The organism is Bacillus atrophaeus, from assembly GCF_001584335.1.
GTDB classification, from domain to species: Bacteria; Bacillota; Bacilli; order Bacillales; family Bacillaceae; genus Bacillus; species Bacillus atrophaeus.
This window is the reverse complement of sequence record NZ_LSBB01000017.1, coordinates 68,453-92,515: the sequence shown is the minus strand read 5'-3', so window position 1 is coordinate 92,515 and position 24,063 is coordinate 68,453. Positions and strand designations below refer to the sequence as shown.

The 24,063-nt window shown below is 45.7% G+C and carries 19 protein-coding genes and 1 pseudogene; 3 read left to right on the top strand and 17 right to left on the bottom strand.

What is annotated here, in order from left to right:
- Positions 1-38: 38 nt before the first annotated feature.
- Positions 39-2,606: a bifunctional lysylphosphatidylglycerol flippase/synthetase MprF gene (mprF, locus tag AXI57_RS08555; protein ID WP_061669829.1), complete on the bottom strand. Its 2,568-nt coding sequence runs from the start codon at positions 2,604-2,606 to the stop codon at positions 39-41.
- A 168-nt stretch (positions 2,607-2,774) separates the two neighbouring features.
- Here mprF and AXI57_RS08550 point away from each other — a divergent pair, with 168 nt between their 5' ends.
- On the top strand, positions 2,775-3,257 hold the full coding sequence (locus AXI57_RS08550) for a MarR family transcriptional regulator (protein WP_004430569.1): 483 nt from the start codon (positions 2,775-2,777) through the stop codon (positions 3,255-3,257).
- Positions 3,258-3,368: 111 nt separating this feature from the next.
- The gene (locus AXI57_RS08545; RefSeq protein WP_061669828.1) at positions 3,369-4,925 is read left to right on the top strand and encodes an MFS transporter; all 1,557 of its coding nucleotides are present in this window, start codon (positions 3,369-3,371) and stop codon (positions 4,923-4,925) included.
- Here AXI57_RS08545 and bstA read toward each other — a convergent pair.
- The 4 genes from bstA to AXI57_RS08525 form a co-directional block, all read right to left on the bottom strand.
- Positions 4,922-5,458: a bacillithiol transferase BstA gene (gene bstA, locus AXI57_RS08540; protein ID WP_010787996.1), complete on the bottom strand. Its 537-nt coding sequence runs from the start codon at positions 5,456-5,458 to the stop codon at positions 4,922-4,924. The genes AXI57_RS08545 and bstA overlap by 4 nt on opposite strands.
- Positions 5,459-5,508: 50 nt before the next feature.
- Positions 5,509-6,516 carry a zinc-binding alcohol dehydrogenase family protein gene (locus AXI57_RS08535; protein ID WP_061669827.1) on the bottom strand — a complete coding sequence of 336 codons (1,008 nt, stop codon included), beginning with the start codon at positions 6,514-6,516 and terminating at the stop codon, positions 5,509-5,511.
- Positions 6,517-6,577: 61 nt separating this feature from the next.
- Positions 6,578-6,850 (bottom strand): barstar family protein, encoded by a 273-nt coding sequence (locus AXI57_RS08530; RefSeq protein WP_004430559.1) that lies wholly within the window; start codon positions 6,848-6,850, stop codon positions 6,578-6,580.
- A 162-nt stretch (positions 6,851-7,012) separates the two neighbouring features.
- Complete coding sequence (locus AXI57_RS08525; RefSeq protein ID WP_061669826.1) at positions 7,013-8,098, bottom strand: acyltransferase family protein; 1,086 nt, start codon at positions 8,096-8,098, stop codon at positions 7,013-7,015.
- 271 nt (positions 8,099-8,369) lie between these two features.
- Here AXI57_RS08525 and AXI57_RS08520 point away from each other — a divergent pair, with 271 nt between their 5' ends.
- Entirely contained in the window at positions 8,370-8,924 is a 555-nt protein-coding gene (locus AXI57_RS08520) for a PadR family transcriptional regulator (protein ID WP_061669825.1), read from the top strand.
- A gap of 38 nt (positions 8,925-8,962) precedes the next feature.
- On the opposite strand, the gene AXI57_RS08515 is transcribed toward AXI57_RS08520, so the two are convergent.
- The 12 genes and pseudogenes from AXI57_RS08515 to AXI57_RS08460 all read right to left on the bottom strand — a co-directional run bounded on the left by AXI57_RS08515 (position 8,963) and on the right by AXI57_RS08460 (position 24,054).
- The gene (locus AXI57_RS08515; RefSeq protein ID WP_061669824.1) at positions 8,963-10,108 is read right to left on the bottom strand and encodes an ABC transporter permease; all 1,146 of its coding nucleotides are present in this window, start codon (positions 10,106-10,108) and stop codon (positions 8,963-8,965) included.
- 12 nt (positions 10,109-10,120) lie between these two features.
- Positions 10,121-11,311, bottom strand: coding sequence for an ABC transporter permease (locus tag AXI57_RS08510; RefSeq protein ID WP_061669823.1), 1,191 nt, complete (start codon positions 11,309-11,311; stop codon positions 10,121-10,123).
- Between the two features lie 11 nt (positions 11,312-11,322).
- Entirely contained in the window at positions 11,323-12,258 is a 936-nt protein-coding gene (locus AXI57_RS08505) for an ABC transporter ATP-binding protein (protein WP_061669822.1), read from the bottom strand.
- Positions 12,259-12,402: 144 nt separating this feature from the next.
- Positions 12,403-13,068, bottom strand: coding sequence for a response regulator transcription factor (locus tag AXI57_RS08500; protein ID WP_061669821.1), 666 nt, complete (start codon positions 13,066-13,068; stop codon positions 12,403-12,405).
- A complete protein-coding gene (locus AXI57_RS08495; RefSeq protein WP_061669820.1) occupies positions 13,065-14,267 on the bottom strand; it encodes a sensor histidine kinase in 1,203 nt (400 codons plus the stop codon). Before AXI57_RS08495 ends, AXI57_RS08500 begins: the two co-directional genes overlap by 4 nt.
- Before the next feature lie 200 nt (positions 14,268-14,467).
- Positions 14,468-14,647: pseudogene (locus tag AXI57_RS20770) on the bottom strand (gfo/Idh/MocA family oxidoreductase); the annotation flags it as partial.
- Between the two features lie 46 nt (positions 14,648-14,693).
- Complete coding sequence (gene catE / locus AXI57_RS08485) at positions 14,694-15,551, bottom strand: catechol 2,3-dioxygenase (protein ID WP_061669818.1); 858 nt, start codon at positions 15,549-15,551, stop codon at positions 14,694-14,696.
- A gap of 17 nt (positions 15,552-15,568) precedes the next feature.
- Positions 15,569-15,973 carry a DoxX family protein gene (locus AXI57_RS08480; RefSeq protein ID WP_061669817.1) on the bottom strand — a complete coding sequence of 135 codons (405 nt, stop codon included), beginning with the start codon at positions 15,971-15,973 and terminating at the stop codon, positions 15,569-15,571.
- Between the two features lie 168 nt (positions 15,974-16,141).
- Positions 16,142-17,959, bottom strand: a complete 1,818-nt coding sequence (locus tag AXI57_RS08475) for an ABC transporter ATP-binding protein (protein WP_061669816.1) — start codon at positions 17,957-17,959, stop codon at positions 16,142-16,144.
- Positions 17,940-19,673 (bottom strand): ABC transporter ATP-binding protein, encoded by a 1,734-nt coding sequence (locus AXI57_RS08470; RefSeq protein ID WP_061669815.1) that lies wholly within the window; start codon positions 19,671-19,673, stop codon positions 17,940-17,942. The genes AXI57_RS08475 and AXI57_RS08470 overlap by 20 nt, the downstream gene beginning before the upstream one ends.
- Positions 19,674-19,961: 288 nt before the next feature.
- Complete coding sequence (locus AXI57_RS08465) at positions 19,962-22,289, bottom strand: peptidase G2 autoproteolytic cleavage domain-containing protein (protein WP_061669814.1); 2,328 nt, start codon at positions 22,287-22,289, stop codon at positions 19,962-19,964.
- A 178-nt stretch (positions 22,290-22,467) separates the two neighbouring features.
- Positions 22,468-24,054 carry an alpha-glucoside-specific PTS transporter subunit IIBC gene (locus AXI57_RS08460; RefSeq protein WP_061669813.1) on the bottom strand — a complete coding sequence of 529 codons (1,587 nt, stop codon included), beginning with the start codon at positions 24,052-24,054 and terminating at the stop codon, positions 22,468-22,470.
- Positions 24,055-24,063: the final 9 nt, after the last annotated feature.

The window sequence follows — 24,063 nt, the reverse complement described above, 5'->3', positions numbered from 1 at the left end:
AAAAAAGCTCCGTCTGCGCCAGACGGAGCTTTTTCATATTAACTATTACGCTTGCTTTTCCCGATCAGCCGTGACACGAGAAACATCGTGGCAGGCAGCGATCTGTTTTTGCGGTACGCGAGATATTTTCCGCGCCATACCGGTTTATATTTCTCTTTAAATGCCCTGAGGCCGCTGAAGCTGTACATATAGCGCACATTATTGAAAATGACGGCGGCAATCCGTTCTGACCAAAAGGACGTAAAGGACGTGCCGACATTCGCCAAGGGCGCCATCCCCATGTTAAAGGCTGTGTAGCCTTGTTCCTTCGCCCACAGAAACATCCGGATAAACAGGGCGTCCATGATGCCGTTTGGCGCTTCTTTCTTATACCGCATGAGATCCACCGAGATTTCTCCTTCTTGGTACATCGGCATCACACTGGCGAACGCAATGATTTTTCCTTCCGGGTCTTTCATATAAGCGACAGGCGCTTTTTGCAAATAAGAAACATCGAAATATCCAAGTGAGAAGCCTTTCTCTTTTTTCGGGCCGAGCCATTCATCAGAGATCTGTTTCAATTCCTCTATAAATGCTTCAGAAAAAGGCGGCTCATCGACATGAAAAGTATATTCTTCTCTTTCAAACCTGTTGTTAATCGCCCTGAGTCCCGCCTTCTTCTTGCCTGACAAGGTAAAGGCGGTCATATCCACGATCGCTTCTTCTCCGAGTTTAAAAAAGTTGTAGCCGAAGTCATGGTACAACGCCATATCTTCCCGCTCAATCTGGTAGAACATCACACTGAAACCATGCTGGTGCGCTTCGTTTAAAAATTCTTCGAGGACAAGCGGGAATGACTCCTTCTGACCGGACGGATCGCCCAGCACCACCAATCGTCTGGATATTTTTCCAAACAGCAGAAGCGCTTTGCCGTCGCTCGAAAAATAAAACCGCTTATCTCCTAAAAACCCGAGATGGCTGAGGGCATTGCCCCCCTCTTCCTGCAAAAATTCCTGAAGGCGCTCTGGGTCGGCCTGTTCACCGATTGTTTTTGTTTTTTTATGATAGAACGCCGTGAATAATAAGAAAAACAGCGGAACGATAATGACGGCCATGATGGTTGCGTGCGTGATATGTGAAGTATCGTGCACAAAGTAATCATGGCGAAGGAGCCGGTTCATCCGGTCCCAAATAAATCCCGCGATGATGTTATAGTTGAACAAGGCCACAACGAAAAGCGCAACCGCAAAAATCATTTGTCCGAGCGTATAAGATGCTTGTTCTCTGACAAATTGTTTTTTCAGAAGCACGAACAGCACAATTACGATGGGCAGAATAAATATGGCGCTGATATTCAGCCCTTTCAAAAAGCTGAATACAAATCCGCCGACAAGTGCTGTGACCGCCATCATATAAGAGCGTTTTGTCCGTTTATACAGCTCAATCGGCAAAATGAGCAAAATTAAAGCAGAGCTTAAACTCAGTCCGTTAAACAGCAGCAAAGCTGGACGCGGAATGTGCGGGATGACGGTCAGCTTATCTATCGGCAGAGATACCGAGACGAGGACGATAACCCCCGCAACAAACACAATGAGCGAGAGTGAGCCGTACAGCAGCCTGATTAAAATCGCCCTTTGCAGAATCAGCAGCACGTTGGTCGTTTCAATCGCCGGGGCAATACGCGGGTTCGTTTCAAACCGCTTCATTGTATTCTCAGTTAAATCGCCAGCCGCGAAGAAAAGGCCAAGCACAAATGGAATAAAGGAATACACAATGCGATAAAGCACGAGCGATGCGACTATGGCTTCCTGATGAAAGCCTAAATGCTCCATACCGAGTAAAAACAGCAGGTCAAATGAGCCGAAGCCTCCGGGCACAAGGCTGATCAATCCTCCGAGGGCAGCGATCACAAATACGCCAAATACATGCCTCACATCAGCGTGGATCCCCATAGCGAACAAGGACAAATACATGACCATGCCCGCAGCGAGCCATTCTGCAAATGAAGCTCCGATATAGGAAACTATCGGATTTTTAACCTGAGCCGTTTCTTCGGTATTCTTCGTTTTTGCATTTTTCACCTTTGCCGCGATGAGGGATACGGGAACGACAAGGGCAAAACCGATTACTACAATCCAGAGCCACGGTTTTTCATTCATGACTTTTTCGACAGGCAGCACTCTCACAGCCACGAGAATGCTGAAGACAGACAGGCCTAGTACCATAGAAGATGTAAGCCACGCGATTCCTTTGACCAGGCCTTTTACATCCTTCGTATGCTCCTTGTAAAGCATCGTTCTTAAGCCGACGCCTGCCAATCCGCCGAAACCCAGCACATTATTAAATGAATTGGCAATCCATGATACTCTGAAAACCTTCGCATTTGAGATGGAAAGGCGCAGTGAGCGTTTAAGCACAAAATCGTATAAAGACATCGCCGCAACCGCGAGCAGTCCGATTAATACAAGAATAAATAGGTCCGTGCGCTGCAAGCCGTTGATGATCATAAGAGTTCTTTTGAAAGACAGGTTCGTCAGTTCATTTTTTAACGTATAGATCACAAAGAGCAAAACAGCAATAGGAAATACAATTTTTAATATCGATAAAACATTTTTTTTAATCAGCAATGATCTCTCCAATCGTCTTACAGCTATTTTGTCATGTTTCCCCCAATAATCTCCAACATATTATACACTACCACATCATTTGCGGACAAAACCCAGTCAAAGCAACTTTCTTTCTTCCGTAAAAATAAGTAATATGGAAGCAGGAGCAAATGATGAGGAAGTGAGAAGATGGATTACAACTTACATGACACGACCGTATTAAACGAAAACATCCTATCATCTGAGGAACGGGAAATATGGGTGCTTTATATGAAGGTGCTGACTGCCGCGGGGCTTGGAGACGTATCCGAATGGATGAAGCTTGATATGAGCATGCCGCAAATGAAAGTGCTGATGCTTTTGAATAATCACGGGACACTGAAGGTCAGTGACATTGCTGAGAAAATGGGCGCTTCCCTGTCCAACACAACCGGCCTTCTCGACCGCCTTGAGAAATCAGGTTTTATTAAACGTTCACACTCTGAGACGGACCGCCGCTCGGTCGTGATTCAATTAACAGAGGATGCGAAGAGTATTTTTCGAGGGCTCTATGAGAAAGGCCACACCAAATTGAAACGGTCTTTGGAAAAGCTGACCGCTGATGAAAAAGCAGCTGTTACTCAAGGCCTTTCCATTCTCGCTAAAGCACTTGCACCTGATAACGCAGAATAAAAATCAAAGTCTGCCTGACTTGGAATTCCGGTCACAGGCTTTTTTTATTTGACATTTAGTTCACTTAAAATGAATAATATATTTAAAGTGAACTAAAAAGGAGTTGATGATATGGAAAATCCAAAATCCCTGGAAGGCGGACAGAAATGGGCGATCAGTTTATTTACGATCGGGGTTTTTATGGCGGCGCTTGATAACGGGATTATCTCAGCGGCGCTCACCACAATTAACAGTTCATTCGGCGTCTCTCCTTCCTGGGGATCATGGGGAATCACCCTTTATACATTGGGGCTTAGCGTCAGCGTTCCGATCGTCGGGAAACTTTCTGACCGCTACGGAAGGAAAAAGCTTTTTATGATTGAAGTAGGCCTTTTTGGTCTCGGTTCATTGCTTGTTGCGTTAAGCCAAAGCTTTCCGATGTTTCTGATTTCGCGTCTCGTTCAAGCGCTGGGAGGCGGCGGTATTTTTATTATCGGAAGTTCTCACATCCTTGCCACGCTCCCGAAAGAAAAGCAAGGGAAGGCGCTTGGACTGCTTGGCGCGATGAACGGGATGGCGGCGGTGCTCGGTCCTAATATCGGCAGCTTTTTGCTTGATTGGAGCGGGTCCTGGCATTGGCTGTTTTTGATTAATCTGCCGATTGCCGTTCTTTTGGTTATCTTCGGAGGCCTGTTTATTATAGAAACAAAGGCTTCGGAAGCCAAACGGCTGGATTTTCTCGGCTCACTCATCTTGTCGCTGTCGATCTTGTCTGTAATGTACGGGATTACAAATCTTGACGGGGCAAAGCTGCTGAGCAGTATAACGGAGCTTAATGTCTATGGATTTATGGTTCTGGGACTCGGGCTTTTTGCGCTTCTTTTATGGTACGAAAAACGGGTCGAGATAAGAGGCGGAGATCCAATTCTCGCTTATTCGCTGCTGCAAAATAAAGTCTTTCAATGGACCCTTGTCATCGGGTTTTTGTCAGGCGGTTTATTGGCGGCTGTTATTTTTATACCGTCTTATGTGGAGCAATATTTAGGGGTATCTGCTGCGAAAGCGGGGTATTGGATGACGCCGCTCGCTCTGGCATCCGGAGTCGGTGCTTGGCTGGGCGGAGCGTTTACCGACAAAAAAGGCCCTGTCAAAACAACTTTGCTGTCGGGAATCATTTCAATGATTGGATTTGGTTTATTTCCGCTGTGGGTAACGGAGAAATGGGAATTTGTCATTGCGAGTATGATCGCTGGGGCCGGTTTTGGTTTTCTTCTCGGCGCGCCGCTGAATGTCTTAGTATCAGAAGCGGCGGACGTGAATAAAGGTACGGCGCTCGGCACGCTGTCACTGGTAAGGCAGGTCGGTTTGACATTGGCGCCGGCTTTTTATGCCGGGTTTATCACGGCCGGGTTTGACCGTGTCGGAGATGAGGTGAGCAGCCGTTTATCCGACAGCCGCTTTTCATCAAAAGATATACCTATTCCCGACATCAGCAGCGGGCAACCGGCTTCATTTCAAGAACAGCTTCAGCACATTCCCGTGCCTGAGGTCAGACATGCGATCACCGAAGCCATTCATGTAAGTGTCGGCAGCGGCTTTAGCCATTTATATGCCTCAGCCGCCGTCATTTCTTTTTTGGTTATTATCTCTATCAGTCTGCTGGCTTTCTATCGCCGAAAATCCTGCTAATTCCAGCCCATTCGGCCCGCAAGCCCCGTAATGTGCGCGATATGATGATGAGAATGCCAGACATATAGGCCGAGAGCATTTTCAAGCGTGATGCTTTGCTTTGTATCAGGGTGATAAAAGCTCCGTTTAAATTGTTCGTCTGTCATAGAACGCAGAAGCGCCGTCCACCTTCCGTGAAGAGCCTTAAGCAGAGACAGCGAACCGCTTGGATCGGCTGTTTTGGAATCCGCCAGCGCGGCCCACCCTTTTTCATCATATGGACGAATGGCAGGCGTTTCTTCTGTAAGGCTTAACTTAAAACGGATATAACTGTTCATATGGCTGTCCGCCAGATGATGCACCACTTGGCGGACGGTCCATCCGCCCGGGCGGTACGGCGTGTCCAGCTGATTGTCCGTCAAACCGCCAATGGCATTTTGCAATAATGCGGGCGCTTCTTCAAGCGCTTTGATCCATTCTGTTTTCTGCTGGTCTGATATGTATTCCTTCGGCTCGTACTCACCTATCGGATAGCTTAGATTGTCTTTATTCATGTTGTTCCATGTCTCCTTCTAAAAAGGCAGCCGTACCGCTGCCTTTTGTTTTATGAATATTCTACGACGAGTTTGCCGATCATTTTGCCTGATTCTAGTTTAGCATGGGCTTTTTTCAGCTGTTCTGCGCTGAACGGCTTTAACACTGTCGTCAGTGTATGGTGAAGCTTTCCTTGATCGAATTTTTTTGCGGCTTTTGTTAATATCTCTCGCTGTTTGATCATGTCATCCGTCTGAAACATCGCTCTTGTAAACATGAACTCCCAGACAAAGCCGGCGCTTTTGCTTTTCAGCAGATTAAGATCGAGAGGGTGCTGATTTTCGACGATGGAGCAGATGGTTCCCTGCGGCAGGATGACGTCAGCCATTCCTTCCCAGTGCCCGTCTGTATCGTTTAAGCAAAGGATGTATTCTGTCCCATTTATCCCCGCAGCTTTCAGTTGGGGCAGGAGCTCTTGGTGATGGTTGATGACATGATCAGCGCCCATTTTAAAGCACCAGTCCTTCGTTTCCTCTCTGGATGCGGTAGCTGCCACGGTTAATCCCGCCTGCTTCGCAAGCTGGGTTGCAATCGAACCGACACCCCCGGCTCCTCCGATGATCAGAATCGTTTTCCCTTCATCCTCTTTTGTTATGCGGAGACGGTCGAAAAGCGCCTCCCACGCTGTTAAAGTCGTCAAAGGCATGGCGGCAGCTTCTGCGCAGGACAGCGACTCCGGCTTTTTGGCGGCAATACGCTCATCGACGAGCTGATACTCGCTGTTTGACCCTTGGCGGTTTACATCTCCCGCATAATATACCTCGTCGCCTTCTTGAAACCATTCACAATTCTCACCTGTTTGGACAACGGTTCCGCAAGCATCCCAGCCAAGAATTTTCAGCTCATCTTCCTTCTCTGCTTTCGGCGATCTGATTTTCGTATCGACGGGATTGACTGAGGCCGCGGCGATTTTGACAAGCAGGTCCCGGCCTTTCGGTACAGGCTTTTCAATCTCTTCTTCTATCAGACTATCAGGCTCATCAATGGGCAAATAACGATGTAATCCTACTGCTTTCATGTGACTCACTCCTTTTGTTCTTTTTGTGTTTCACTGAAAAAACAGTTATGAAACCATGTGCTTATGATTTCACTATGGTGATATCATAGCCATCTGCTCTTGCGCTTTGAAATACCTCCCAAAAGGCTTCGGCTGAGCTGCCGAGCAGCTTTTTGCTTTGATCAAAGTGCTTCCATTCTATGACGATCGGAAACTCAACCCATCCAGTCAAACAATCCCAGAGCGCATCAAGATTTTCACCGTAATACTCGGGCAATTCCAAATCTTGTTTCAGCTGCCTGTGAAGGTTTTTTACATCCCGGATTTGCTCTCCATTAATGATGATTTTGTTCATGGCTCATCTCCTTTGCTGTTTGTTCACTTCTTTTCTTACTTTCTCTATTATTTTACATCCTGTCAACTGAAAAACCCATCTGCCGCTTCACAAGGCGATTTAGAAAAAAAACGGAGGATATAATGCAAAGAACGGCGGGCCGATGCCCTGCCGTCCTTTATTTCAGCCCGCATGATCGCGGACTTCCAATTTCACTTTATCCCGCTTCGGCTGATAGATTTTGCCGACAAACAGATAACCGTATTTAAACTTATTCATCACCCAAGATGTGAGGATCGGGCCGCCTACACAAATGACAAACAGCAGCACAACAGCACACACGGCAGGAATGTCATTGATATTCGCTAAAAGCACGTAACCGATGATCATAAAATAAGCGTGCAGCAGATAGATAGAAAAAGAATAGTTGCTGATAAACATAATGATTTTCGGAACGGACTGAAGCTTTGAAAACAGCTGAAAGAACAGGAAAATCATACTTGTTGAATACAGCATGATGTCCGGCCGTTTGGAGCTGATCATGCCGAATTCGCCGAAATAGGAAACGGCAACAATCAAAACAGCTGACACTGCGGCCGCGCCATATACCGCATAACGGTACTTATTCAGTAACGCTAAAAAACTCTTGTACTGTTTTCCGCAATAATAAGCGAGACAGAAGTAGAACAGCCAGCCCGGAAAAGGAACCCAGAAGAAAGGAAAAGCAGAATCCGGGGCGGCGGAAGAAGAACTCCCAAATGAAAAATAGCTTAAATAAGCGGCAGTGATGACAAATGAACAGGCAAGCACCCACTTTGGCTGCGCCTTTTCCAAAAATGTGTGAAAGCACATATGGAGTAAGTAAAATTGAAAAATCACCAATATAAAGTAGCCGATGAAATGGCCTAAAAATACATTTGCCAGGAAGTTTTTCACGATTGCGAGAAAGTCGATCCCCTGCGTCATCATACTCCCCATCAGTACCGCATCAACGGCAGCGATAAATAGAAAAGGCACAAAAATCACTTTTCCTCTTTTCTTCAGAAAACCCTTCGGCACCCCTCTGGGATAAGAGCGGGCCAGCAAAAATTCCGAGATAAAGATGAATGCCGGCGTACTGAACATCAGCAGGGTCCGATAAGAATCCACTGTATGTGAGATGTCAGCCAGAGCTTCAGCCTGAAGAATGAGAACCATTGAGATAATATGAAGAAGAACGACACTCAGACAGGAAATGCAGCGGATGACAAAGATTTCTTTAATTTGCATACTCGCGCTCCTTTTTTCAAATTTGAAACAATTGGATGTTTGTACATTACCATATTCATCCAACCCAAAAAAGAGCATTAGTTCCTATCCGCGGCGGTCTGAATGTCATGTTATCCGAGTGGCAGCGAACTTGGTTATACACCTTTTAAAGCCATTTGCCAAGATTTATATTCTGTTGTCTCGTAATGAACGAAAAAAAAGATGAGCAAACTGCGATTCCGGCATGCGTATGGTATACTAACTGTCAAAATGTGCTTGCATGGAGGACATCATGAGAATTTTAAAATACGCCATTTTAGGGCTATTGCGTAAAGGCGAATTGAGCGGATACGATATTACAAATTATTTTAAAGAGGAGCTCGGACAGTTTTGGAGCGCAAAACACAGCCAGATTTATCCCGAGCTGAAAAAGCTGACGGATGAAGGCTTTATCGAATTTCGAACAGCGATTCAAGGCACGAGGCTTGAGAAAAAAATGTACACGCTGACAGAAAGCGGCGAACAGGAACTGCACGCTTGGCTGACAAAAAAGGACCCGATTCCAGAAACGGTAAAGGATGAATTTATGCTGAAGGCGTATTTCATTTCTTCTTTAACTCAAGAGGAAGCTGTTGATTTGTTTACAGATCAGCTTTTGAAACGACAGCTGAAGCTGTCTGATTTACAACATAGCTACAATGAACTGATCGAATCATTGGATCAGCCTATATCATTTTCTTCACCGGATTTCGGCCATTATCTTGTTCTGACGAAAGCGTTGGAACGGGAAAAGAATTACGTGACTTGGCTGGGGGACATACTCGCTGTGATGAAGAATCAACAGTAACAAAAGGCGAAGCGGGCTGCTTCGCCTTTTTCTTATTTTTATCGCAATGCTTTCACTCCCGCTGCAAAAAACACGGCGGCAAAGGCCAGCAAAATACCGTATATTCCAAGTACATCCGAGATATGCGCGCCGTTTGCGATAATGTCGGTAAAGCCGTTCATCGCCCATTTCTGAGGGAGAAACTCAGCCACAGACTGCATCAGCTTCGGCTCAATTTCGATCGGCCAGTACATTCCGCTTACCATACATGTCGCAATTACAAACAGGTTTCCTAAAGCCATTTGCTGTTCAGGTGTTTTGGCGAGGGCGGCGATCATCAGTCCGATGCCGACAATGGCTAAGAGGAACAGCGAGACTAATATGATGACAGCGAAAGGATCACCCCAGCTGACGCCGAATATCCAATGCGTGGCCAGGAGCAGTATGCCAAATTGGAGCCAGCCGATGATAAAGAATGAAAGCAAATACCCGGCAGAAATTTGGGCGCGGCTGGCCGGCGTTGTGAACAGCCTTGTCCATATGCCGTTTTTTCTCGCTTCTAAAATGGTTCCGGCTGAACTGATCATGGTCAGCATAACAAAGAGAATCGCAAATCCGGCCGCTCTTGCAGCTGTGTTACTTACGGTTCCTTGGTCATCAATATCCGTCCGCCTTACTTCAGATTTTGTGCCAACTGTATTTTTCGCGATGACATCTTTATATGCCGCTTTCCAGCTTTCCCCCGCAGCGGCCCCCGCTTCTTTTGCCGCGGTGACCTGTATGTTCAGCTTGGACAGGCTATTTTCGGCATACTGCTGCACAATTTGCGCTTCTGCCAGCTCCGGTCCGTGCAAAAACGTCATATTCGGATTTTGGCCTTTTTCCAGCGCTGTCTGGAACGAGACGGGCAGCATGATGACACCCGCGATTTTCTTTTGCTTCAGCTTTTTTTTTGCTTCACTCTCCGGCATATTTTCGAATGAGTATACATCATCGTTTGTTCTAAGCTGCTTGATGTAATGCTGAGAGAGCAGCGTATCATCCAGATCCACAATGGCAAGCTTCAGCTTTTCTTCGCCGCTCCCCATGATTCCGCCGAATACAAATGTCAGCAGCAATGGAGCCGCAAACATCATCAGGTAGCTTTGCGGCTTTTTTAAGATCAGAGCGAGTTCAATACTGCAAATCGCTATCATTTTTTTCACTATTTTTCCTCCTTATCGTGTTTGAAGACGTTTCAGGCCGATGGCGAGAGAGCACACGCAGACAGCAGCAAACAAAAGGACGGGCAGGCGCAGGTCAGCCCATCCTCCGCCTTCCATCATCGAAATAAAGCCTTCCAGCGCCCATTTATTCGGCACCGCGTTCGAAATCGTCTGCAAAAAGGCGGGAAATTGATAAAGCGGAAGCATCGAACCGCCGCAAATGGCCAGCAATTGAATGCCGAAGCCGCCTGCAATATCAGCCGTTTTCATATCAGTGATAAACGAAGCCAGCATCACAGAAATACCAGACACTGCCGCCCCGTAGGAAAGCCCAAGAATAGCTGCAAGAACGAAATTGTCTCCCCAATCGACGTCAAACACCAATGCGGTCACCGCCATGAAAATAAAAAATTGAATAATAGCAAACAGATATGTACCGAGAAATTTTCCAAACAGGATCGAATATTTCGCTGTTGGGGTGACAAGCATTCTGGCAAACGTCTCTGTGTCCTTTTCCTGAAGCAGCGATTTAGCGCCGATGGTGATATTAAACAGCATAAACATACAAAGCATCGCAGCTGCGTAATATTGAAAGCTTGTCATCGAGTGTTTTCCGGCTGATTGCTCTGTTACACTCAGCTTGGCAGCCGCAGCCTTTTGAAGGTCTTTGGCAAGGCTTACGCTAAAGGAATCAGGGTCAATCTTGCCTTCTTTCATCGCTTCAGATTGTGCGATATACGCCATAGAAGATGACGCTGCATGTTGTACCGTACTGTATTGGTCTGCATACGAAACGGTTATGGATTCCACAACGGATGCTTTCAGCTCTTGCTCAGCATTTGCATAAATGGATGGAAGCTGCTTTGTATCACCCCAGTTTTCAGGAATAACGAGGCCGACATCTATTTTTTTATCCTCCAGCAGCTTTTTCAATTCTTGCAGATTGTCAGCGTTCTTCACTTTTACCATATCTATTTTTTGCAGAACCTGCTTTTTGAAGGTGACCGCTGCATCAGACTGATCTGATTGCACATAGCCGATTGTGATGTGATCAAGCTCATTTCCCCCGTCAATCACTGATCCGAGTGCAGCACCCAAAATTGCGGTTAATATAACCGGCATCAAAATCATCATCATAAAGCCTCTTCGGTCCCTCATTCTAATGGTGAAATCCTTCCATGCGATCACTAGGCTTTTTTTCATTTTTCTTCCTCCTAATCTCGCAGCGTGCGTCCGGTCAGGTGTAGGAATAGCCGCTCGAGATTCGGCTCTTGGACGTGCAGGGATTTCAAGCTGACATGGTGAGCGGCCGCCAGGGTAAGGATGCCGCTGATTACTCTTTCATGCTGCTCGGCGACAATGTCTATTTTGTTATCATCAGAATGGACCACTATATCACTCACATTTTCCTGAGAGCGGATCGCGGAAATAAAATCATCATTGATAGATTGTACGGCGAGATGAATGATGGTCCCCCCTGCCAAGCGTGTGCACAAATCCGTTTTTGTGCCGATGGCAATCATGTCGCCTTTATCCATAATTCCAATTCGATCGCACAAATACTCTACCTCTTCCATGTAATGACTCGTATAAATGATCGTTGTCCCCTCTTCATTCAGCTGTTTGACTGTTTGCAAAATATGATTTCTTGATTGGGGGTCAATGCCGACTGTCGGCTCATCCATAATGAGCAGTTCAGGACGATGCATTAAAGCGGCGCCGATATTGATTCTGCGTTTCATTCCTCCGGAAAACGTCTGAATTTTATCCTTTGCCCGTTCTGTCAATCCGACATATTCGAGAACTTCAACGGCCCGTTTTTTCGCTTCGGCACTTGTTAAGCCATACATTTTTCCCCAGAACAGCAAGTTTTCCTTCGCTGTTAACGTCGGATAAAGAGCGATATCCTGCGGAACCACACCGATTTTCTGTTTGGCTTGATTCGTATCTTTTCCGACAATGCAGCCGCCGACTGTAATTTCACCTTTGTCAGGCGGCACAAGGCCTGCAATCATTGAGATAGTTGTTGACTTACCCGCTCCGTTCGGCCCTAACAAACCGAATGCTTCGCCTTTTTCTAATGTAAAAGAAATCCCTTTTACGATCAGTTTCTTTTCATAAGCTTTTTCGATATTTTCTACTTGCAGCACTTGTGTTCACTCCTTTTTTGTCACCTACCCTAGTCTAAAAAATGCAGATGGTTTGCACATGTGGCGCGCGATAGAAAATCAGGCATAAAAAAAAGCCTGTGACAGGCCTTTCCGGAGCGTGCTATATGCCAAAAGTCATATAATCTATTGAAAAATGGTCACACCGTATCGGACAGAATAAATCGCTGCCTGGGTTCTATCCCTTACAGCCAATTTATTAATAATGCTTGAAACGTGATTTTTCACCGTGCCTTCCGTGATAAAAAGTTTTTCGGCAATTTCTTTATTGTTCAGGCCGCGGCCGAGCTCAGCCAGTACTTCCGTTTCTCTTTCCGTCAATTCGAGCAGCTCTTTCGGCTTCGCTTGTTCTTCCATTCCTTTAAGCTTCTTTTCACTCTTCCATTCGTTCAGCATTTGCGCGGTCAGTTCGGGCGGGAGAACCATTCCCCCAGATTGCACAGTCATGATAGCTTTTACGATTGTATCTGCCGACATGTCCTTTAACAGATACCCGCTTGCACCCTCTTGCAGCGCCTCAATGATCAGCTCGTTATCTTTAAATGTAGTCAGCATCAGCACCTTGACATTCGGGAGGCTGCTTGTAATCAGTCTCGTTCCTTCCACTCCGCTTGAGATCGGCATGCGGATATCCATTAGCACGATATCAAGCTGGTATTCTTTCGCCTTTTCAAAAGCCTCCTGCCCGCTGCTTGCGGTGGCGACGACATCCAGCTCCTCCCTAAGCTGAAGCAAGGATGCCATTCCTTCTCTGATAATATCCTGGTCATCTGTAATCATAATTCTAATCATGACAAGCTCTCCTTTTGCTGAACCGGCCCAAAGCTCCATTTCTTTATGGCCAGTGAAAATTCCGCTATTACTTTAAAACCTTTGCTCCGTTCGCTTTCAAAACGGACTGTTCCTCCATGCTCTGCCGCCCGCTTTTTCATATTCAAAAGGCCAAAGCCGGCTTCCGTCTCAGGATTGCCTTTGCCGTCATCCTCGATTATCACGCTGATTTTTTCTGGTTCACATGTTAATTGAATGCTGCACCTTGTCGCTCCCCCATGGCGTTTGGCATTTGTTAAAGCCTCTTGCACCGTTCTTGTAATGGCTGGCTGGAGTGATAGCGGTATCAGCGAGGGATCGCCGTTTAGCGCGATCTCTGACGCCACCCTCGCGTTTTGATAAAAATCCTCAGTAAGCTGTTTAAGCGTTTCGACAAATGACGGCTGGCTGTTTTCGGCTTGCAGCGTCCGGACGGATAGCCGGATTTCCTCTAATGCTTCACGTGACAAAGCTTCACATACACCCACCGTTTGCTCCGCTTTTTGGCTGTCCCGTTTTTGCCATTCTCTCAGGAGCTGAAGCTGAACGAGCAAGGCTGTCATTTTGTGGCCGACGGTATCATGGATGTCCCTCGCCATTCGGTTCCGTTCATGAATAGCTGTCAGCTTCTCCACTTGTTTCGCGTACAGATGCAGCTCTTGATGGGCCGCAGAGAGGGCTTGATGAGAATCGGTCAATTCCTGATACTGCTGTTTTGTTGTTTCCTGCGCTTCCATTAGTTTGCGGATCAATTTGCCGACCACTCCGCAGAACACAACAAATGTCATACTGATGCAATGGTCCATGACATGTTCATTTCCAAAGAGCTGATAGGTACGGAACAGCACAATAAGCCACAGGATGGTACAAAGACACAAGACAGACCATACTGTTCTTCGTTTAAATCCCTTCAAAAAAAATGTAACCGCGACAGGGCTGAGCAGCGTAATATATAAACCTGTCCCTGGAAAAACGAAAGCGAATGAAAAACCTACAATAATATCAATAAGACAAAAAATAAGCGGGGGCTTTGTTTTTATCAGTAAGAAATGGTTGGACAAAAATATACATGCCCCGCCGCATATAAATATGTAATGGTACGGATTGTCAGCTGCAACAAACAAATAAACTGAACAAATCACCAATAACGTAAATAGCCTTGTAAATAGAAGAGTCGACATGTTGGTTCACTCCCGCAATAAATTCCATTTTCTATCATACCTTCCTGTTGGAATTTTTGACAGATGTTTCGAAAAAATAAATGGTCTTCCTTCAGGCTGCAGGGGAGGAGTAATACAGGGGTCTGGCAAAAAGAAAAAAGCTTGAAGAGAAACTGTTTTCTCTTCAAGCTGAGTGTGCACTTCAAATTTATTCATTTCGGCTACACAAAATCCACCCACACTGAACCATTTTCTGCTGAACGCACACCATTTTCAATCCAGCGAATGCCTTCCAGTCCGGCATCAATATCAGGATAAATGAGATTTTGCAATGTTTCTTCATTGCCGCGATTTTTGGCATCAATGGCGATGGCGAACTTCAGATAAATATTTGCCCACGCACATAAAAAAAGCCCCCTTGCGAGCTATGCAAGAGGGCTGTCTTTGTCAGATCACAAATACGATACCTGCGCCTGAAGCCGGATCTTTTACATATAATCCTTCGTGCTTTTCTTCAACGGTGTATCCGGCATTCTGCAGCCTGTCTGCCACCTTTTCGAGCTCTTCCTTGTTTGGGAGCACAATGGTGTAATAAGCCAGGCCGCTGGCGTTTGTCGGCTTCGGAGGGGCATTTTTCCCCGCCCAGATGTTTAAGCCGACATGATGGTGGTAGCCTCCCGCCGATACGAAAAGGGCGGACATGCCTGCGTAGTCGCCTGTAATGTCAAACCCTAATATATCTGTGTAGAATGCTTTCGCCTTTTTTAAATCATTTACATGAAGATGGATATGGCCTATCACCGTTCCCTCCGGAAGCAAGCTTTTTCGCTCATCTCCCGCCTCGGCTAACAGACCTTCCACATCAACGGGCGCCGTGCCCATGATATAGTTTCCTTTTGCATCACGCTGCCATGTGCTGCGCGGCCGGTCAGCATATATTTCAATGCCGTTTTGGTCCGGGTCGGACAGATAGAACGCCTCACTCACGCCGTGGTCCCCCTGCCCGATTGCGATGCCGTTTTCAATCAGGCGGTTGATGGCAATGCCGAGTTCTTTTCTGTCGGGAAGAAGAATCGCAAAGTGATAAAGGCCCGTTACTGTCCGTTCAGGCAAGACGACAGCGCTCGGATTTTCTTCAAGGACAAGCAAAACGTGCTCTCCGTCGGCCGTCAATTCCGCCGCGGTATCTGTTTGCTTCAGCACTTGAAAGCCGATCACGCCGCAATAGAACTGCAGGGAATGCTCTAAGCTGCGGATGCTTAATTTGACATAACCGATGTTTGTATCTTCGTGGATACTCGTCATATTGATGGCCTCTCTTCTTATGCTGAAACGTTTTCTTCCTTTTTCGCTTTAAAAACAAACGAATCTAGCGCCAAGAAACGGCTCCCTGAAAGAGCTAAATGGATAGATGCTACCAACAGAAGATAATCAAATTCAGAATTCCCCATGAAAGGCGCTTTAAGTTTTACTGTAAAGATGGCTCCGAGCAGAGTTAGGGCAAACAATACTCCCACGATGCGTGTCGCTAATCCGAAAAAGACAAGCACTCCTCCGACGAGTTCAATGGCTGCGATGACATAAGCCATAAAACTTGGGAGCCCTATACTTCCGAAAAATTGGATTGTGCCCTCCATTGCCGTAAACTTTGATAAACCGTGAACAAAAAAGATAATACCTGTAACTACCCTTAAAAGTAATGTGCCAATTTCAAATGATTTATTCATTATGTTCCTCCTTGATAAGTGTTATCACTTACTTTGTGTAAGTTAGTATATATAGATAACTTGTTTACGTCAAGTAATTTTGTTACATTTTACGAAAATGAAATAAAAGTACCATAAATGATATAAAAAAAAGGCCTTTGCTGTTGGCACAAAGGTCTTTTTTCTCACTTAGGCTCTTTTAAATTGGCTTTCATATAAATTGCTGTAAAATCCTTTTTGCCGGAGAAGCTCGGCATGGCTGCCTCTTTCTATCATCTCTCCGTCTTTTAAAACAACGATTTGATCCGCTCTTTGAATCGTATTCAGCCTGTGGGCGATCATCACGCTTGTTCTTCCTTCCATCAAGCGGGCAAGGGCTTGCTGAATTTTGACTTCTGTGACTGTATCAATGTTGCTTGTCGCCTCATCTAAAATCAGCAAAACCGGATCTGCCAGCACCGCTCTGGCAATGGAAATCAGCTGTTTTTGCCCTTGGCTGATGCCTGCTCCGTTTTGGATCAGCACCGTATCATATCCCTTCGGCAGCCGTTCGATAAAGCTGTGCGCATTGGCGTTTTTCGCTGCCTCTTCCACTTCTTGATCCGTTGCGTCCAAACGGCCATAGCGGATATTCTCTCTGATGGTTCCCTGAAATAAAAAGGAATCCTGAAGGACAAACCCCATATGTTTCCGAAGGCTGGACCTCGTCATGTCCTTAATATCAATGCCGTCAATCAAAATCGCTCCCTCACCCGGTTCATAAAAACGGGCGAGAAGATTGGTGACAGTCGTTTTTCCCGCGCCTGTCGGGCCGACAAATGCAATGGATTGTCCCGCCGGCACTGTGAAGCTGAGGTGTTTCAGCGTCTGACTCCCTTCCTCATATCCGAAAGAGACGTGCCTGAATTCAATGGCGCCTGTTTGAATCGGCTGATGTAAGGCGTTCTTTTCATCCTCCCGTTCTTCTTTTTCATCGAGCACATCGAAGACACGTTCAGCTCCGGCAATGGCGGACAACATCGTATTAAATTGGTTGGCGAGATCGTTCAAAGGGCGGGTAAACTGTCTTGAATACTCGGCGAACACCACGATTGAGCCAATCGTAATCCAGCCCTTTAACGCAAACCAACCGCCGATGGCCGCAATAATCGTAAAGGTTAGATTGTTCAACGTGTTCATCACTTTCGGGATAAAGCCGGAAATCGTCTGCGCCCAAAAGCCGGAAGCCTTCAGGCTGTCATTTTTCTCTAAAAACTCAGCAGTCACCTGTTCTTCCCGCGAATAAGCTTTGATGACCTTGGCGCCTGAAATGGATTCTTCAATATAGCCATTAAGCTCTCCAAGATTTTTTTGCTGCTCTTTAAAAAGTTTTCCCGTACGGTTGGTGATCCATTTGATGCTGACCGCCATAATCGGCACGATAATCAGCGTGATGAGCGTCAGCAGCGGGCTCATGTACAGCATCACTGAGATCGTTCCTACAAAGGTGATGACGCTTGATAAGATTTGGATGACCGACGTGTTTAAAGTTGAACTGACATTTTCAATATCATTCGTCACCCGGCTCATCAGCTCGCCGTGCCGCTGTTTATCGAAGAACGGAATCGGCAGCTCGTGCAAGTGGGTGAACAGCTCACTCCGCATTCTGAATACAGTGCTTTGAGAAATATTAATCATCCAATAGTTTTGAAACCATAAAGACAGGGACTGGATGACATAGATCCCTAACAAACCAAGCAATACCGGAAAAAGCCCGCTTGCCGTCCGGCCGACAATAAAATGGTCGATGGCACGGCCGATCACAATAGGCCCAAGCAAGCCAAACACGGCACTGACCACAACCATGATCATGACAAGCGTGAGCATGCCTTTTTTCTCAGCCAAGTAAGACCACATTCTGCCTAGCGTCCCTTTGGCATCCTTTGCTTTCGTTCTTTTTTTGGAGCGGTCTTTTTGATCAATAGTTATTTTTTTATATTGGAAAGGACTACGAATGTCTTTCAGCATGACCAGCCCCCTCCTTTCCGAATTGAGACTCGTAAATAAGCTGATACAAATGAGACTGTGAAAGCAGCTCGTGATGAGTGCCTTTTTCAATCAGTTCGCCGTCCTCAAGAAGCAATATGACATCGGCTTTCATGGCCGTACTGACTTTTTGGGTAATGATCAGTGTTGTGCACTCATAAGCGCTGATCGCCTCAAGCAGCTTTCCTTCTGTTTGCAGGTCGAGGGCGCTTGTACTGTCATCCAATAAAAGAATGGCTGGCTTTCTGATAAAGGCTCTGGCGATGGAAATCCTTTGTTTCTGACCGCCTGACAAATTGACGCCCTTTTGTCCAAGCACCGTATCATAGCCTTTCGGGAGCTTCATGATCGTGTCATGAATTTGCGCGCTTTTGGCCGCTTCCATTACTTCATCTAGTGAAGCATTTTCTTTGCCCCAGGCGATATTTTCCCTGATCGTTCCCGTGAAGAGGAGCACTTCCTGCGGAACGTAGCCGATTTGCTTCCGAAGCCCTTCAGCCGGAAACTCGCCAATCGGCTGCCGGTCAATCAAAACCCTGCCTGAATCCGGTTTGTATAGCCGCGGAATTAACTGAAAGAACGTTGATTTTCCAGAGCCCGTCGCTCCTAAGAGAGCAATCGTTTCCTTTGGTTTTGCTGTAAAGGTTATGTGATGAAGCGCTTCTCTTTCCATATCGGGATAGCGGAATGACACATCTTCAAAATCAATACGGCCGCTCAGCGGCTCATCCGTTTTGCCGCGCTCCCGTTCGTCGCCTTCTGTCTCAAGCACCTCTCCGATTCTTTCCCCGGAAGCTTTCGCCCGTGAAAAAATCATAATCAAGAACGGAAAAACGGACAACGCGCCTGTAATGCGTGTGGCGTAGTTAATAATCGCGACAACATCGCCGACCTGCGTACCGTTTTGTGCCACGCTATTGGCGCCAAGCCACAAAATAAACAGAATGCATATATTCATTAACAGCATCAAAACAGGCATCGTTGCTTCAACGAGGCGAAAGGCCGATACTGTTTTTTGCATCAGTATGGTGTTTGATTTCAGAAACCGTTTGACCTCGTGGCTCCCGCGAAGCAGCGCCTTAATCAATTTGATAGCCGCCAGGTTTTCCTGCATGATGGTGTTCACTTGGTCAAGCCGTTTCTGCACAGAGCGGAACAGCGAACCCCCTTTTTTTAATACCCAAAGTAAAAAAAGAATCAAAATCGGAATCGTCACAAGCAGAAAAAAACCAAGTTTCACATTGACGGCCAATGATAAAATAACACCGCCGACAATCATTAAAGGCGCCCGAAGCATAAACCTGAGACTCATGAAGATCATATTTTGAACCTGTGTCACGTCATTGGTGAGCCTCGTAATAAATGATGAGGAGGAAAACTGCGCAAAAGTAGAAAAAGAGAAGGACTGGATTTTTTGAAATATCCCTTTTCTCGTATCGTAAGCATAGCTTTGGCTGACATGAGCCGCATAGAAGGAATTCAGCATTCCCGCCGCAAATGACACCAGTGTAAGCCCGACCATTACAGCTCCCCATACCCAGACTGTCCTAAGGTCTTGTTTCAAAATCCCCTCATCTATAATTTTTGCGATAAGGAGGGGCTGCACAAGCTCTACCGCAAGCTCAGTCAGCATCAAGACAAGAGCTATCCCCGCTATCAAATAGTATGGTTTTAAGTATGATAAAGCCTTTGACATCTGAAAGCCTCCCAAACCTGTTTATCAATATGTATTTTTATTTTATTTGTTTGTCTTAAATGAATAAAGGATTAACCCTTGAACCCGCACTTTTATTATGTACTTTGTGTAAAAAATGAAAATCATTGAAGATAAAAATGGAAGGATTGAAGCGTGTAAATATATGGAGGCTGACTTATCTTTTCTTTTTACCAACGCCTGAACCAGAGTGTTTTATTTTAAAATGAATAGCGGAGTCTTTAAAAGGCGTCCGCTATTCAGATAATCATTCATGGCGTGTCATTTCATTTAACGAATAAAAACGAAAGCAACACCAAATCCTTTATCAGCATCAAACTCTTGGATCACTTTCATGACCTGCCAGTGCTGGTTTGGAGAATCGGATTTTGTTGCGATCCCGTTATGAGCGTGAATAAAATCTCCTGCTTTCACCGTCTCATCGCATCTGACATATACCTGGCCGATGAGTCCGACAATGTTCCACTCGTCTCTCTCATCTCTTGAAGCATAGTCTTCTTCAGGTCGATAGTCAGGATTTTCTTTTGGAGCCATGACCATTTGCCCGTTTGCATCTTTCTGTTCTTCATAAACGCAGCCGCCAAACTCATTCTTTACGTATCGTCCCGACCAATGGAAACTCGACTCGCCAAGAATCACTCCGGCAGTCTCGGAAATTACCCCAAGCATGAGATCACCTTTTTCAGCCGGTCTGATCTTATCACCTTCAAGTGTGACCAGTGTTCCTGTCGGAATCTTCTCCCCGCTCAGGCTCTCAAAATACTCGGCATAGTCAGAGAATGTAGCGGAACCTGTTATCTTTCCTGTGGCCTTAATTGTTCCTTCTTTTGCATGAAGCTCAATTTTTCTGTTTGCTGATGACGGAGTGCTGCCTGCACCCCAGCCAAGTGCTACAGAATCTGAATTCGGGTTAATTGTATTGTACGAAGAAAGCACTGAAGATTGAGCCGCTCCGGTTGCTCTTCCCCGAACAGAACCAGCCACAAAATTATTGTTGCCTGTAGCGTGAGATTCACGGGAGCCAATGACTCCGCTTCCTTTATGTTTGAATAAGAAATAAGGAGTGACTGCTCCTCCAATGTGAAAGTCAGTTTCATAACCTGAAAAATCACAATTGGATACATTAAGGTCTGGATCTGAGGAATAAATTCCAACTGTACCGCTATTATTTTTTGGAGATCTCTGCCCCCAAACATTACTAACAACAGACTCGTACATTCCGCTGCCAAATGCAACTCCATTTTTTCCGGAGTCAATCAAGGTGACACCATCTACCATTATTTTACCTACTGAGTTATCCCCGCCGACAATATATAAATCATTGTCTGCAGTCTTAAATCCGCGAATGGTTATATTCTTCAAGCTCATTAAGCGTCCTTTATAAAATACACTGACTACAGAATTACCCTTATAATCAATTGAACTATCATCACAAATAGCATGGAAATTCATAACACTCACACCATCATATCCGGAGATTTGCAACGCGTTTGGTCCCGCCCCTTTGTAAAGGTCATTTGGTTTAGGGTTATATGCGATACAATTCGCGAGCTGCACATCATGGGCTGTCGCTGACTGAGGATCGCTTGCTGTGTGGTGACCGATATGGCGAATGCTATATCCAATGGCATTTTCGTATGCGCGACAGTTAACAAGCTGTACTCTCTTCGCTGCCGGTGCATAACCATGTGCTTTAATCTCAAAACCTCGGACTCCTCCAATTGAGATACAACTATCAACCATTACGTCTTGAGAGCCGTCATCAATTTCAAAACAGTTCGTGTTAGAAGTTCCGTCATTTAACCCCATAGGATGGTAAGAGAGGCAATGACTGAAAGTAGTGTGTTTACCAAAATGACAAGTAAAGTTATCATCGCCGGACCCTGTTGCTTCACAATGTGAAAATGTTACAAAGTTACAGCCATTGGGCTGATAATAAGTTGGGTCGTCCATTTCACCATGTCTATTATAATTCGGGCTTGTCGAATCAAAACCGTGGAGGCCGCCATTCTTGGCAAACACATGCTCGACAAAAGAATAGTCAACATTCGCAAAAAGCAAACAGCTTGAAGTGGGGCCTTTCGGAATCTTCCAGCCGGCAGGGCGCGTATCCTTGTTCCAGTCCAGTGTGAGGTGGCCGATGTAAATATTTTCATTACCGTTCGTGTAATCACTGTTGGTAAGAACAGAATGACCGACCGGTGTTTCGTCTAATAATTTAATGACCGTTCTTTTCTTGCCTGCTCCGATAAGCATTGTATTTGAAGGAACAAACAATCCCGATGTTCTGAAAACACCGGCGGGAACTGTTACTACATAACCTCCGTCACCCATGGCATCATGAAATGCTTGCGTATCATCTGTTACTCCGTCTCCTTTAGCCCCAAAATCCATAACGTTGCGTTCTGTAACATGTTCAAATCTGTTTTCATACGTTTTAAGTCTTTCATTTAAGTTTTCATAAGTTGACGTACCATTGCTAAGAGCGGCACCGATTTTGCTGTCAATCGCTTCAAAGTTTTGAGAAAGGCTTTCAACTTCAACGCCCTCAGCTTTATCGGGTTTGTAAAGTCCTAAGAAAGTAGTATAGTTTGTCATTGTCCTGCCTCCTATTTTTTTAATTGCTATTTAAAACACGAACACCATAGAAGTCATTCGCTTCTACATGTACAGGTGGCAAAGGTACGACAAATTCATACATCTTTTTAAAACATAAAAAAAGCGCTGGATAAACAAGCGCTCTTTCCACTCTGCATATAGACTTCTGCAGCAGTATTTAACCGTTCAGTATTCTCTCCACACGCTCCCGCACCTGCGGAACACTCAGCCCGACAATGACTTGAAGCGCTTTTCCGTTTCTTACGACGCCGTGGGCGCCCAATGCCCGGAATACGCTGTCCGGCTCGACCTTTGATTCGTCCTTTACGCTGATTCTGAGACGTGTGGCGCAGTTGGTGACATCTGTGATATTGTCTTTTCCCCCTAAAGCTTCAATGTATAAAAACGCCTCATCATCCGCTGTTTCTTTTGCAGAGGCTGTTTCCTTCTGTGTGTTCCTTCTTTCTCTGTATTCCTTTTTTGAATATAGCTTTGTTTCCTGCTGATCGTCCTTTTCCCTTCCAGGTGTGGCGATATTGAATTTCAGGATAAGGAATCTGAAAGTGAAAAAGTAAATGGCTGTAAAAGCGAGCCCGATCAGGATTTGATTTACATAGGTCATTCCGTGGCTGCTGAAAAGCGGAATCCAATTCAGGGTGACCACTTCTATTAAGCCGCCTCCCATATTTCCGACGAGCCCGGCCATAAACATCACGGTAGACATTGTGGCTGCCAATAACGCATGAACTGCAAACAATAACGGCGAAATAAATAAAAAGGTGAATTCAATCGGCTCTGTAATGCCGGCGATGATGGCCGTCAGCGTGACGGGAATCAGCAGGCCTGCGACAATTTTTTTCTTTTCTTTTGAAGCAGTCACATAGAAGGCCAAAGCGATTCCCGGGATGCCGAAGATTTTCGAATTGCCGTGAAGCGCAAATCCCCCCTGAGGGAATAACTCTTTCAACGGTTTGGCGCTTTCTGAATATGGGCCGAGATGCTGCGCCCAATAGGTGACAATTCCGCCTTCTGCGACAGCAGGGCCGTAAATAAATGGAGAGTAAATGAAATGATGAAGGCCTGTCGGAATTAAAATGCGTTCTAAAAAGGTGTATACCCAAACCCCGAATGCTCCTGATGCGACGAGAAATCCTTGCAAAGAAGCGATGCCGTTCTGCACCATCGGCCATAGATAAGCAACGGCCAAAGCGACAGGAATCATGATAAAAAATGAGATCATGACGATGTATGTTGAGCCTTGGAATATGCCGAGAAAATCCGGCAGCTTCTTATCAAAATAACGATTGTGCAAATAGACCACAATGGAGGAAATTAAAATCGCTCCGATAATATTCGTATCAAGCGTTTTAATGCCCGCAATCATGGTTAATCCGCTTGTGCCGCCGACCTCCTGATCCATATCAACACCAAACGCGCCGCCCCACACGGTAAGGATGGCATTAATAAAATAATTGAACGTCAAGTATACAGTAAGCGCTTCCAAACATGCGCGCGCCTGAGCCTTCTTTGCCAATGCGACCGGGATGCCGATCGCGAATAAAAGAGGCATTTGATTAAACACGGTCCAGCCGCCCTGCTCAATGACATACCAGCATTGATACCAAAACCCTTTAGGATCGGCGAGCGATCCCATGAGGGCTTCATTTTTAAACACTGTGCTAAGGCCGACAATAATACCGGCAAACGCAAATAATAAAACAGGTACAAACATGGCGCTTCCAAAGCGCTGTACTTTTTGCATCATACCATGACC